Below are 13809 nucleotides of genomic sequence, written 5' to 3'. Positions count from 1 at the left end.
GTGGGAACGGTATCCATGAAAGATGAAAAGCGGATGCCCGCCGCGGTCTACCCTTGTCTAGTGGCACTGAACCGAATTGCACTGTATTACGCTTTCACTCCTCTTCCCGACCCGGACGCAGTCCGCCTCTGGCAGCGCACGCTGTGCGAAAAGCTGGGCCTGCGCGGGCGCATCCTGATCTCCAGGGACGGCATCAACGGCACCGTCGGCGGCGAGCTGGACGCCGTCAAGGCCTATGTGAAGGCCACCCGGGAATATCCGGCCTTCAAGAAGATGGACATCAAATACTCCGAGGGCTCGGCGGAGGATTTCCCGCGCCTGAGCGTCAAGGTACGCGACGAGATTGTGAGTTTCGGCGCCCCCGGTGAGCTGAAAGTGGACGAGAACGGAGTGGTCGGCGGCGGCACGCACCTGCGTCCCGAAGAACTCCACCAGCTGGTCGAAGAGAAGGAAAAAGCCGGCGAGGAAGTGGTCTTCTTCGACGGACGCAACGCCTTCGAAGCGCAGATCGGAAAATTCAAGGGCGCCGTGGTGCCCGACGTTTCCACCACGCATGATTTCATTGCTGAACTCGAGTCGGGCAAGTACGACGACCTCAAGGACAAGCCCGTGGTTACCTACTGCACCGGCGGCATCCGCTGCGAGGTCCTTTCGGCCCTGATGGTGAACCGCGGGTTCTCCGAGGTCTACCAGATGAAGGGCGGCATTGTCCGCTACGGCGAAACCTACGGCGACAAGGGCCTCTGGGAAGGTTCGCTGTATGTCTTCGACAAGCGCATGCATACGGAGTTCACTGACGACGCCGTCACCATCGGCGAGTGCGTGCGCTGCCAGGCGCCCACAAGCAAGTTCGAAAACTGCTCCAACCCGTCCTGCCGGAAGCTGACCCTGTACTGCGCGGACTGCGCATCGGACCCCGCGACCCTGCGCTGCCCGGACGGCTGCGACGCCTGACCCCCGGAAATACTTAGGCATGGCCTAACTGCCTGTGTACTTCCCCATCCGCCGTTGTTAGCATCCCCGGCACGGGCACTGACGCCCGCAACAGGCCCAACCTGGACCCGGCGGCTGCCGGGTGCTCCGGGAAAGGGCACGGCCCGAAGGCGGGGGAACAATGGAAACGGTTGGGACAGCGGCGGGCGCCGCACAGAATACAGATCAATGGGACCGGATAGTTGACGTCCTGGTTGTGGGATCCGGTGCTGCGGCGCTGACGGCGGCCATCACGGCAGCGGACGAGGGCCTGGACGTGCTGGTGGTCGAAAGCACCAAGCTTTGGGGCGGCACCACCTCCATTTCCGGCGGCGGCCTCTGGATGCCCAACAACCCCTTGATGAAGGAAGCAGGGGTGCAGGACAGCCAGCAGAACGCCCTCACCTACATGGAGGAGGTGATTGCCGACGTCGGGCCCGTCTCCTCGCGTGAACGCAAGCTGGCCTTCCTTCGAACCGTGCCGGAAGTCGTGACGTTCCTGGGCGGCCTCGGCGTGCAGTGGATGCGCTCCAAGGACTACCCGGACTACTACCCGGACAGGCCCGGGGGCATGGTCGGGCGGTCCCTGGAAGTGAAACCCTTCGACACCAAGCTGCTCGGACCCTGGTTCAAGCAGTCACGGGCAGCGGCGTCCGGCATACCCGCGCCGCTGGCCACCGACGACATCTGGGAGCTCTCCCGGGCCTGGTCCACGCCGAGCGGGTTCATCCGCGGGGCACGCTTTGTCTTCCGCACCCTCGGCGGCCTGCTCCGGGGCAAGCGGCTGTACGGGTTGGGCGGCGCGCTCTCGTCGTCGCTGATGTACATCGTGCGCAACCAGCAGACCCCGGTCTGGCTGTCGACGCCGCTCACGGACCTTCTCCAGGACGACGACGGCGCGGTGCTGGGCGCCGTCGTCCGCCGGCAAGGGCGCGACCTGAGGATTCGGGCGCGGCGCGGCGTCGTGCTGGGTGCCGGGGGCTTTGCGCGGAACGCCGAATGGCGGGAAAAGTACCAGGGCCTGGAGAAGGAATACTCCTCCGCTCCGGAAGGCGACCTCGGCCAGGCCATCGACATTGTGGCCGCGCGGGGCGGGGCACTGGCCCTCATGGACGATGCCTGGTGGGGGCCGACCGCCGTCGGGCCCAAGGGGAAGGTCACCTTCACGCTGGCGGAACGGTCCATGCCGTTTTCCCTGGTGGTGGACGCTGCCGGCAAGCGGTTCCTGAACGAGTCGGAGTCCTACGTGGATTTCGGCCACCACATGCTCGAGAACAACAAAAAAGTGCCCGGGGATCCCGCCTGGCTGGTGTTCGAAGCCCGGCACGCCCGCCGCTACCTGTTCAACGCCCTGCTGATCGGCCGTAAGGACTGGACGCGCCAGGGGCTGCTGGTCCGGGACGACACGGTTGCGGGGCTGGCCGAAAAAATGGGTGTGCCGCCGGCTGCCCTGCAGTCCACCGTGGAACGGTTCAACGGTTTCGCGCAGACCGGAATCGATGAGGATTTCCACCGCGGCGACACCGTGTACGACAACTACTACAGCGACCCGCGGGTGAAACCGAACCCGAACCTGGGACCGCTGGAGAAGGGACCGTTCTCCGCCGTGCGGCTGTACCCCGGAGACCTGGGCACCAAGGGCGGGCTGGTGACGGACGCCGATGCGCGCGTGCTGCGCGAGGACGGCAGCGTCATCCCGGGCCTGTACGCCGCAGGGAACACCACCGCGTCCGTTATGGGCCGGACCTACCCGGGGGCCGGGGCAACCATCGCGCCGGCCGTCGTTTTCGGTTTCCGTGCTGCCCGGCATGCGGCGGCCTACGGGCCTTCCGCAGCAGAACCGGCGGCGGCACCCGCGGTGGCAGGCGTGGCACCCGCGGCTGCCGCGGACAGTCCGGTGCCGGACCCGGTCGGGACGGGCGCGGTCGGGTAACGCACTCCGGCCAGCGCGCCGGATCGAGCACGGGCGATCCGGGCACAGCCCCGGAGTGCACCACGGGCGGGTACCTCCTGGTACTCGGAGGTGCCCGCCCGGCGCCTGCACGGACCACCGATGGCGCGGCCATAGACTTGGAATGTGAGTAATTTCTCTTTCGTACCGTCCGCACCCCGCAGCACCGACATCTGGCTGCTCAAGGCGCTCGCCGCCGATCTGGAGGAGGCCGAGTACACCGTGAACGGTGTCGCCGGGTTCCTCGGTGAGGAAGCGTCGGCGGCCCTGCAGCGGGACCAGCTGGTCCCTGCCCTGCTGGCCTGCCGGGCGGAAGCCGAGGCGGCGGCACCCCGCCGCGTGGCCGTTCCGATCCAGCTCTGGCTGCTGGGGGAAACGGTGGAACGGGCCGAACTCGACGGCGCGCTGCCCCGCACCGGCACCGAAGGGCTCCTGGAACTCGGGCTCATTGAACGCGGCCGCATTTTCGGCACCTTCCGTGCCGCGGTGGACCTGCGGCCCTACGGCACCGACGACGGCGGCACCGGTTCCGCCGGCAACCCCGACGGCGATCTCTGGGTGGCCAGCGACCTGGGTAGCCACCAGCGCCCCGGCGTGCTGCGCCGCGACCACGTCCTCGGCATCGGGCAGGCGTCCCTGAGCCTGGCCCAGCTCACCGTGCGCGCCCCCGTGGGCCGGGCCCTTGACCTGGGTACCGGCTGCGGCATCCAGACCTTCCATCTGCTCCGGCACGCCGACCACGTCACGGCGACCGACGTGTCCGAGCGTGCCCTTGGATTCACCCGGTTCAACCTGATGCTCAACGCCCCGCAGCTGGACATCGATCCGGACCAGCCCGGTGAGCGGTTCACCCTGAAGCTCGGAAGCCTGCTGGAACCGGTGGCCGGAGAAAAGTTCGACCTGGTGGTCTCCAACCCCCCGTTCGTCATCACCCCGCGTACGGGCGGAGACAGCGAAAGGTATACCTACCGCGACGGCGGCCTGGCCGGAGACGGCATCGTCGCCGCACTGGTCGCCGGCCTTGAAGGGGTCCTGCGGCCGGGCGGCACCGCCCAGATGCTGGGCAACTGGGAGATCCCGGCAGACCGGGACGAGGACTGGTCCGCCCGCATCGAAGAATGGCTTCCGGAAGGTACCGACGCCTGGGTCATCCAGCGCGAGACGCTCACTCCCGCCGAATACGCCGAAATGTGGCTGCGCGATGCGGCGCAGGGCCGGGAGCGCGGGGAGTACGTTGCGGCGTACGCGGGCTACCTGGAGGATTTCGCTTCCCGGAACGTCGGAACTGTGGGGTTCGGCTCACTCTGGCTGCGCCGACGGCGGAAGCCCGGCGCCGAGCCGCTGCGCCGGTTCGAGGAAATCACCCATCCCATCGAACAGCCCGTGGGTCCGCATCTGGATGCTGCGGTACGCCGCTTCGACTGGATCAGCAGCCGCACCAAGCTGGAGGACGTGCACCTTCTGGTCGCCGACGACGTCACGGAGGAACGCCATCAGCGCCCCGGAGCCGAGCATCCGGGTGTGATCCTGCTCCGTCAGGGTGCCGGGCTGCGGCGGACCAACCTTATGAGCACGGAGCTCACCGGGTTCGTCTCGGCCTGTGACGGGGAGCTCTCCGTGGGGCAGATAGTCTCGGCCCTGGCCGCACTGCTGGACCGTACCGATCCGGAGTTTGGCGAAAACCTGATCTCGGAAGTGCGTAATCTGGTCTTGGACGGGTTCCTCGTTCCGGACCGCTGGTAGGCCCCGCGCCTGTCCCCGGCCGGGTCAGTGCCTGCGATGCTTTCCGGTTACCCTAGTGCTGGGGCATCGCGCATACTGTCTGTGGATGAACCGGACTGCGATGCACCAATGCGCCGGAACGAAGCGCCCCAAACTCATTTGAACCACCCCGTTAGTAGGAGAACAGTGCCAGTTAAGGCAACGGACAAGAAGACCGGCAAGAAGAAGCTTGTAATTGTCGAGTCTCCGGCCAAGGGCAAGACCATCGCCGGGTACCTCGGCGAAGGCTTCGAGGTGACGGCGTCGATGGGTCACATCCGCGATCTTCCGCAGCCTTCCGACCTGCCCGCCGAGCTGAAGAAGACCGGCGTCGGCAAGTTTGCCGTGGACCTCGACAACGACTTCGAGCCCTATTACGTGGTGTCTGCGGACAAGAAGAAGAAGGTTGCCGAACTCAAGGCAGCGTTGAAGGACGCCGACGAGCTCTACCTCGCAACTGACGGTGACCGCGAAGGCGAAGCCATTGCCTGGCACCTGCTGCAGGTACTCAAGCCCAAGGTCCCCGTTCACCGGCTGACCTTCCCGGAAATCACCCGCGAAGCCATTCAGCGCGCCCTGCTGGAAATGCGCGACGTCGACGTTGCCATGGTGGACGCACAGGAAACCCGCCGCATCCTCGACCGTCTCTACGGCTACGAGATTTCCCCCGTACTCTGGCGCAAGGTTGCCCGCGGCCTGTCCGCCGGACGTGTGCAGTCCGTCGCCACCCGCCTGGTGGTCGAACGCGAGCGTGAGCGCATGGCGTTCCGTACGGCGTCGTACTGGGACCTCGTGGGCACCTTCGCCACGGAGGCCGCCGAGAAATTCAAGGCACGCCTGGTAGCCGTCGACGGCGCCCGCGTTGCCAGCGGCAAGGACTTCACCGACCGGGGCGAACTGAAGTCCAAGACCGCCGTGCACCTGGACGAAGCAGCGGCCGTGTCACTGGCCACCGGCCTGGAATCGGCCGCGTTCAGCGTCCGTTCCGTGGACACCAAGCCGTACACCCGCCGTCCGGCCGCACCGTTCACCACCTCCACCCTGCAGCAGGAGGCCGGCCGCAAGCTGCGCTTCTCCTCCAAGGTGACCATGCAGGTGGCCCAGCGGCTGTACGAAAACGGTTACATCACCTATATGCGTACGGATTCCCCGGCGCTGTCGGACCAGGCCATCAACGCGGCCCGCCGGCAGGCCTCGGAGCTCTACGGACCCGAGTACGTGCCCGAAGCCCGGCGCGTCTACAAGGGCAAGTCCAAGAACGCCCAGGAAGCGCACGAAGCCATCCGACCCGCCGGTGACTCCTTCCGCACTCCGGCGCAGGTGGCCTCCTCGCTGCGCGGCGACGAGTTCCGGCTCTACGAACTGATCTGGAAGCGCACCGTCGCCTCCCAGATGGCCGACGCCAAGGGTTCCACCGCGTCCGTGCGCATCGGCGCCGTCTCCACCGACGGGCGCGACGCCGAGTTCTCGGCCTCCGGCACGGTCATCACCTTCCGCGGCTTCATGGCTGCCTATGAGGAAGGCCGCGACGCCGTCCGCGACGACGACGAGGCCGAGGGCACCGAAGGTGCCCGCCTGCCGGTGCTGAAGGCCCAGGACACCCTGACGGCAGCAGACATCGCCGCCGGCGGACACGAAACCTCCCCGCCGCCGCGGTTCACTGAAGCGTCGCTGGTGAAGATGCTCGAAGAGCTCGGCATCGGCCGCCCCTCCACGTACGCCGCCACCATCTCCACGATCATGGACCGCGGCTACGTCACCAGCCGCGGCCAGGCCCTGGTGCCGAGCTGGATTGCGTTCTCCGTGGTCCGCCTGCTGGAGGAACACTTCACGGACTACGTGGATTACGACTTCACCGCCGAACTCGAAGAGGACCTGGACCGCATTTCCCGCGGCGAGGCCGGACGGGTGGAGTGGCTGAACCAGTTCTACTACGGCGACCGCGTGGAGACCGGCCTTCACACCATCGTGAACGACCTTGGCGAAATCGATGCCAAGGCCATCAACTCCATCGAGATCGCCGACGGCATTGTGCTGCGCGTGGGTAAGTTCGGCCCCTACCTGGAACGTCCGCTGCCCGCAGACGCCCCCGAAGGGACCGAGCCCGAGCGGGCGAACGTTCCCGAGGACCTGGCACCGGACGAGCTCACCGCCGAAAAGGCCCTGGAGCTGATGGAGACCGCAGCTCCCGAAGAGCGCGTGCTGGGCACCGACCCGGAGACCGGGCGGACCATTGTGGCCCGCAACGGCCGCTACGGCCCGTACGTGATTGAGCTGATCCCGGAGCCCACCGAAGAGGACCTGGCGAACCAGCCGGTGGAGTATTACAAGAACGGCAAGCCCAAGCCTCCGAAGAAGCCGGTAAAGGTCAAGCCCCGCACCGGTTCGCTCTTCAAGTCCATGAGCGTTGAAACGGTGACCCTGGACGAGGCCCTGAAGCTCATGAAGCTGCCGCGCGTCCTGGGAACCGACGCCGAGGGCAACGAGATTACGGTGCAGAACGGCCGGTTCGGTCCGTACCTGAAGAAGGGAACGGATTCCCGCTCCATCGGCTCGGAAGAGGAAATCTTCACGATCACCCTGGAGCAGGCCCTGGAGATTTACTCGCAGCCGAAGCAGCGCGGCGGCCGGCAGGCCGCTGCACCGCTGGCGGAGTTCGGCGCGGATCCGGTTTCGGAGAAGCCGATTGTGGTCAAGGACGGCCGTTTCGGCCCCTACATCACTGACGGCATCACCAATATCACGGTGCCCCGCTCCACTGCCATCGAGGAGCTGACCCGCGAGCAGGCAATTGAACTGCTGGCGGAGAAGCGCGAGAAGGGCCCGGCGAAGAAACCCGTGAAGAAGCGTGCTGCTCCTCGGAAAGCCACAGCGAAGAAGTAAGGACCGGTAGAGGGATAATGGAATCATGCGCCTAGGCGTCCTCGACATCGGGTCCAACACCGTCCACCTGCTGCTGGTGGACGCGCATCCCGGTGCCCGTCCTGTTCCCTTCGCCTCGCACAAGCGTCCGCTGCAGCTGGTTTCGTATCTGGATGCCGACGGCGCGATAAGCGGGGCCGGACAGGATGAACTCATCGGGTTCGTCAACGAGGCCTGGACCTTTGCCCGCCGGCACGGTGCGCAGGACCTGCTGGCGTTCTCCACCTCGGCCATTCGGGAATCGGCAAACGGCGCCGAGGTCCTGGCCCGGGTGCACCGGGAAACCCCGGTGCGGCTGGAGGAACTCTCCGGCGGAGACGAAGCAGCCATGACGTTCCTGGCCGTGCGCCGCTGGTACGGCTGGGGCGCCGGTTCCATCCTGGACCTGGACATCGGCGGAGGTTCCTTCGAGATGGCGATGGGCCAGGACGAGCTTCCGGAAATCGCCCGGTCCCTGCCGCTTGGCGCCGGACGGTTGACCCGGGACTGGCTACCCGAGGATCCGCCCTCGCCCAAGAGCATCAAGAAGCTGCGTAAGTACATCCGCGGCATGGTCGGGGAAGCGGCGGAGGAGTTCGCTGCCTTCGGCCGTCCGGACCTTGTGGCGGGGACGTCCAAAACGTTCCGGTCGCTTGCCCGCATAGCCGGCGCTGCGCCGTCGGCCGCCGGACCGTTCGTGCCCCGTGTGCTCACCCTTGAGGACCTGTCCCTCTGGACCAAGCGGCTCGGCGCCCTGAGCGCGCGGGACCGGGCCGGGCTGGACGGCGTTTCCGCGCTGCGTGCCCCGCAGATGCTCGCCGGTGCCCTGGTGGCGCAGGCCGCCATGGAAGCCTTCGATGTGCCGTCCCTGAAGATCTGCCCGTGGGCGCTGCGGGAGGGCCTGATCCTGCGCCGTTTCGACACCCTCCGCTTTGAAACAACAGGTGACCTTCCCCGCGGCCCCGCGGAAGGGGAAGAATTCCTCGTGGCTGCCGGAGCCGGTCCCTCCGCCGATGGAAAGCCCAGCTGATATGACGTCCTTCCCGCCGTCCGGACACACCACCATCCCGGTGGCGCTGTCCAGCGCATCCGTTTACCCGCTGTCTGTGCACGACACCTTCGCCGTGGCCCATGACCTGGGCTATGACGGCGTGGAAATCATGGTCACAAACAGCCAGGTCAGCCAGGACCCTGACTCCCTCAGGGACCTGAGCGAGCGGTATCAGCAGCCGATCCTCGCCATCCACGCCCCCACCCTGCTCCTGACCCAGCAGGTCTGGGGTGCAGCCTGGACCAAGATCGAGCTATCCGCCGCAATGGCCGCCGAAGTAGGCGCCTCCACCGTCGTGGCCCACCCGCCGTTCCGCTGGCAGACGGGTTACGCGGAGAACTTCGCCGAGGGCGTGCAGGCGCTTGCCGAACAATACGGCGTCACCATCGCGGTGGAGAACATGTACCCGTGGCGGGTGCGCGGCCGTGAGGCGAAGGCCTACCTTCCGCACTGGAATCCGATTCCCGAACCGTATAAAAACGTCACCTGGGACTTTTCCCATGCGGCCATCGCGGGCATGGACTCGTTCGAACAGATCCGCAAACTCGGCGAACGGCTCCGGCACGTCCACCTGACCGATGGAACCCCCAACGGCAAGGACGAGCACCTGCTTCCCGGTGAAGGCACCCAGCGGTGCGCCGAAGCGCTTTCCTACCTGTCCGAGGCAGGGTTCGACGGCGTGGTGGCCGTGGAGGTCAGCACCCGCAAGGCCAGGGGAGCGGGGGAGCGCGAGGAACAGCTGAAGCAGACCCTCGAGTTTGCCCGGGAGCATCTGCGTCCCAAGGCCGTGCTCGCCGCACACGACGCCCAGTAGCGGTCCGGTCCCGCCGGCCGGGAACCCTGGACGCGCAGCATGACAGAATCGAAGTCATGGACAGCGCACAGAATCCCCGACTGACATTCCTTGGCTGCGGCTCGATGAACGAAGCAATTCTCGGCGGAATCCTCGCCGGAGGCCTCGCCGCCGAGCAGGTAACCGCCACCGTCCGGCGGGCAGAGCGGGCAGAAGAGCTTCGCACCGCCCACGGCATCAGCGTCCTGGCAGCCAGCGGGGATCCGGAGGCCAACCGGAAAGCCGTGGCGGGAGCGGATCTGGTTATTGTCGGCGTCAAGCCCGTGGGAGTTGCTGACCTGCTGCGCGAGATCGCGGCGGACCTGCCCCGCGGCGCCGTGGTGCTCAGCGTTGCCGCCGCAGTGCCGCTGGCCCTGATGGAGTCCCTGCTGCCCGAAGGCCAGCCCGTCATCCGCGCGATGCCGAACACCCCGTCCCGTCTCGGCCGCGGCGTCACGTCCATTTCCGCCGGCAGCAATGCCGGTCCGGACGCCATGGACCTGGCCCGGCGGGTCCTCTCCGCCACGGGCACCGTCGTGGAAGTGCCCGAAGAACAGGTGGACGCCGTCTCCGCCGTCAGCGGTTCCGGCCCCGCCTACGCGTTCTACCTAGCCGAAGCCATGACCCGCGCCGGCGTCGAACTGGGCCTGGATCCGGACCTCTCCGCACTCCTGGCCCGCGAAACCGTGGCGGGTGCCGGCTACATGCTGGCCGAGCCCGACGCCGATGCTCCGGCCCTGCGGCGCGCCGTCACGAGCCCCAACGGCACCACCGAAGCGGCCATCCGGACTTTCGACGAGCTGAACCTGCCCGGCGTGATCGAGAGCGGTGCCCGGGCAGCAGCGGCCCGGGCACGGGAAATCACGAAGCAGCTGACTGCTTAGGTTTGCCTCGCCGCGGGCTGGGCCTGCTGGGCCGGCTGCGCCTGATGGGCCGGACTCCGGGCCTGGCTGCGCCGGATGGGCCGGACTCCGGGCCTGGCTGCGCCGGATGGGCCGGATGGGCCGGCTGCGCCGGCCTCCGGGCCTGGCTGCGCCGGATGGGCCGGATGGGCCGGATGCGCCGGCCTCCGGGCCTGGCTGCGCCGGATGGGCCGGATGGGCCGGATGCGCCGGCCTCCGGGCCCGGCTCCGGCGGCAACGAAATTCCTCGCTCGCAGAGCTCGCTTGGAATATTAAAGCCGCCTCCGCCAGGTCCTACGGCCGGATGGTCGTGCCGCCTCCGCCAGGTCCTACGGCCGGATGGTCGTGCCGCCTGCGCCAGAGCCTTTGGCCCGGTTGGACATGCTGCAAGGTAGGCACCGCCGGAATCCCTTTGGTTTGTCCGGATCCCTTCGCTTTGTGGCAATCCCCGTGCCGCGCCACGCAGGAAAGTGCACAAACTGAAGGGAAGTGTACAAACCGAAGGGAATTGCACCGGCAGCGGACCGGCTATCCCACCCACTGGTGCCGCTGTGGCTCAAGTGGTCCCCCCAACAACATGAGCACCACCCAGTGGGACCCTGTGCTGTCCATCCGGACGCTTCCCCGTCCGGTAGCGATCTACTGAGCAGATAATGGGCTTATAGCCGCCCGATAGCCCCGTTATCTGCTCAGCAGATCCGGGACCCCCGTACATAACCCCGTTATCTGCTCAGCAGATCCGGGATGCCCATCCGCTCAGAAACCCCGGGCCGGCCCATCACCAGCACCTCGCCGTGCACAGCACAACGGCGGACCCCGGAAGCCCGGGACCCGCCGGCGTGCGTTGAAGGGTCGTGCGTTGAAGGGTGCGGACGTTGTTGGGTTCAGTCGAGCACGGACTGTTGCCGGGGCCACCAGCTCCAACGGGACATCGGAGCAGTCATCCGGACCTTTGATGACCTGAACCTACCCAGCATCACCGGCTCCGCCCCCGCGAGGCATTCGTCTATCCGCACTCGGGAAACCACGACAGCAGCTCACCGCCTGGCTCCGGTGCAGGACCTGCGCCGGCACCGAGAGCCACCGTTCCGCCGCCGTAGGATCCGGCCGAGGTGATGTGCCGCCGCCGTAAGGCGTGGCGGAGGCGGCTTTAATATTCCAAGCGAGCTCTGCGAGCGCAGGAATTTCGTTGCCGCCGGAGCCACGCCTGAAGGCGGACCCGGAGCCACGCCTGAAGGCGACCCGGAGCCAGCCACGCAGGCCACAACCCGCACCCGGCCCGCACCCGGCCCGCACCCGGCCCGGAGCCGTACCGGGCCGGGGCGCTGCAGCGCATGAACCCTACGGCCGGGCCGCGAACCGTTCCAGCAGATCCACGTGGCCGGACACGATCAGCGTGTCGCGGCTGGAGACCTTGGTGCTCGGCTGCGCGTAGGTGAAGTCCTCGCCCGGGGACTTCACGCCCACTACGGTGACGCCGTACTTGGCCCGCACATTGGACTCGCCCAGGGTGAAGCCCTGCGTCTCCTTCGGCGGGTACATCTTCACGATGGCGAAACCGTCGTCGAACTCGATGAAGTCCAGCATCCGCCCGCCCACCAGGTGCGCAGCCCGCCGGCCGGCGTCGGCCTCGGGATAGATCACGTGGTTCGCGCCGATGCGGGTAAGGATCTTGCCGTGCGCCGGAGTGATGGCCTTGACCCACAGGTGCTCGATGCCCAGATCCACCAGGTTCACGGTGATCAGCACGCTGGACTCGATCGAGGTTCCCACCCCGACGACGGCGGCGGAGAAGTCCTCGGCGCCCAGCTGTTTGAGTGCCTCGATGTTGGTGGCGTCGGCCTGGACCACGTGCGTCAGCAGGCCCGAGGCCTTCTGGACGAGCGCCGGATCGCGTTCCACGGCCAGCACCTCGCGGCCCTGCCGGACCAGCTGCTCGGCAGTCGCTGCACCGAAGCGGCCAAGTCCGATGACCAGGACCGGTGCGTTGTGGGGAGGTCTGTCAGCCAATGATCGGCCTTTCTTCGGGGTAGTGGTACAGGGTGTTGCGGTGGCGCACGGCAAGTGCCGCGGCAAGGGTAATGGTGCCGACGCGGCCGGCGAACATCAGCATCGACAGGACGTACTTGCCCGCCGGGGGCAGCGCCTCGCTGAGGCCCGTGCTCAGCCCCACCGTGGCGAAGGCGGAAATCACCTCGAACACGACCGGTTCCAGCGTTTCATCGGTAATGACCAGCAGTGCGGACGTGGCCACCGCAACCAATGTGGCACCCAGGATGGTCACCGAGATGGCCACCCGCATGGCGCCCTGGGGGATGGTGCGCCCGAAGGCGCGGACATCGGCGTCGCCGCGGGCCTCGGCGACGACGGCCAGGAACAGGACGGCGATGGTGGTGACCTTGATGCCGCCCGCTGTTGAGGCGGAGCCGCCGCCGGCAAACATCAGCATGTCGGTGATGAGCAGGGTGCTCGAATCCAGATCCGTCATGGAAACAAGGTTGAAGCCCCCGGAGCGGGTCATCACCGAGGCGAAGATGGAGTGGATGATCTTGTCGCCCAGCGACAAATCACCGATGGTGCGGGAATTGAACCATTCGAACGCACCCCAGATCACGGCGCCGGCGACCAGCAGGATGGAGGACACCAGAATCGTCAGCTTGGTGTGCAGGTTCCATTTGCTGACCCGTGCCCGGGTCTGCAGCAGGACCATGATGACCGGAAAGCCGAGCGAACCGATGAACACGCCGAGCATCAACGGAATCAGGATCCACAGGTCCTCTTCATACGGCACCAAACCGTTGGAGTGCGGCGTGAAACCGGCGTTGTTGAACGCGGAAATGGAATAGAAAACCGCGTGCCAGATGGCCTGGCCGGGGGACTCGCCCAGGATCATGAAGCGCGGCGCCATGACCAGGGCGAGGGCCAGTTCAATGACGACGGCGGTGCTGAAGACAATGCGCAGCAGGTGGCCGACCTCGCCGAGCCGGCCGGTGTTCATGCCTTCCTGGGCCATGAGCTTCCCGCGCACGCCGAGCCGCTTGTTCACGGCCAGGGCCAGCAGCGAGGCCAGGGTCAGGATGCCCAGGCCGCCCACCTGGATCGCGATCAGGATCAGCACCTGCCCGAATGTCGACCAGTAGGTGGCAGTGGAGACCACTGTCAGGCCGGTGACGCAGACCGCCGAGACAGCGGTAAAGAAGGCATCATGCAGCGGTGCGGATTCCCCGCTGCTGGAGGCAGCGGGCAGGCTCAGCAGGGCGGTGAACAACAGGATGACCAGGCTGAAAACGATCAGGGCCAGCCGGGCCGGCCTGCCGGTGACCATCCCGCCCACGAACTCGCGGATCCCGGCAACGATGGCGGGACCGCTGTGCTGCTCTTTCTCCAGCAGGGATTGCCGTGGGAATGCCATGGGTGGTCCAGTTCTTTTCCGCGGTGG

The 13809-nt window shown here is 67.0% G+C and carries 9 protein-coding genes; 7 read left to right on the top strand and 2 right to left on the bottom strand.

The annotated features are described in order from the left end of the window. Positions 1 to 60: 60 nt before the first annotated feature. From trhO to proC, 7 genes are all read left to right on the top strand, one after another. Complete coding sequence (gene trhO, locus LOC60_RS02820) at positions 61 to 954, top strand: oxygen-dependent tRNA uridine(34) hydroxylase TrhO (RefSeq protein ID WP_230021729.1); 894 nt, start codon at positions 61 to 63, stop codon at positions 952 to 954. Between the two features lie 160 nt (positions 955 to 1114). After that, entirely contained in the window at positions 1115 to 2905 is a 1791-nt protein-coding gene (locus LOC60_RS02815; RefSeq protein ID WP_230021727.1) for an FAD-dependent oxidoreductase, read from the top strand. A gap of 144 nt (positions 2906 to 3049) precedes the next feature. After that, the gene (locus LOC60_RS02810; RefSeq protein ID WP_230021725.1) at positions 3050 to 4666 is read left to right on the top strand and encodes a DUF7059 domain-containing protein; all 1617 of its coding nucleotides are present in this window, start codon (positions 3050 to 3052) and stop codon (positions 4664 to 4666) included. A 165-nt stretch (positions 4667 to 4831) separates the two neighbouring features. Beyond that, entirely contained in the window at positions 4832 to 7567 is a 2736-nt protein-coding gene (topA, locus tag LOC60_RS02805; protein ID WP_230021724.1) for a type I DNA topoisomerase, read from the top strand. A gap of 25 nt (positions 7568 to 7592) precedes the next feature. Continuing rightward, on the top strand, positions 7593 to 8615 hold the full coding sequence (locus LOC60_RS02800) for a Ppx/GppA phosphatase family protein (RefSeq protein WP_230021715.1): 1023 nt from the start codon (positions 7593 to 7595) through the stop codon (positions 8613 to 8615). Further along, positions 8599 to 9450, top strand: coding sequence for a sugar phosphate isomerase/epimerase family protein (locus LOC60_RS02795; protein ID WP_230021714.1), 852 nt, complete (start codon positions 8599 to 8601; stop codon positions 9448 to 9450). The genes LOC60_RS02800 and LOC60_RS02795 overlap by 17 nt, the downstream gene beginning before the upstream one ends. A gap of 56 nt (positions 9451 to 9506) precedes the next feature. Then, positions 9507 to 10352, top strand: coding sequence for a pyrroline-5-carboxylate reductase (proC, locus tag LOC60_RS02790; RefSeq protein ID WP_230021712.1), 846 nt, complete (start codon positions 9507 to 9509; stop codon positions 10350 to 10352). Between the two features lie 1359 nt (positions 10353 to 11711). On the opposite strand, the gene LOC60_RS02785 is transcribed toward proC, so the two are convergent. Continuing rightward, on the bottom strand, positions 11712 to 12380 hold the full coding sequence (locus LOC60_RS02785) for a potassium channel family protein (RefSeq protein WP_230021703.1): 669 nt from the start codon (positions 12378 to 12380) through the stop codon (positions 11712 to 11714). After that, positions 12373 to 13695 (bottom strand): TrkH family potassium uptake protein, encoded by a 1323-nt coding sequence (locus LOC60_RS02780; protein WP_230022841.1) that lies wholly within the window; start codon positions 13693 to 13695, stop codon positions 12373 to 12375. The genes LOC60_RS02785 and LOC60_RS02780 overlap by 8 nt, the downstream gene beginning before the upstream one ends. Positions 13696 to 13809 lie beyond the last annotated feature (114 nt).

This window comes from Arthrobacter sp. zg-Y769, assembly GCF_020907405.1.
Taxonomy (GTDB): Bacteria; Actinomycetota; Actinomycetes; order Actinomycetales; family Micrococcaceae; genus Arthrobacter_B.
This window is presented reverse-complemented; position numbering and strand designations above follow the sequence as displayed.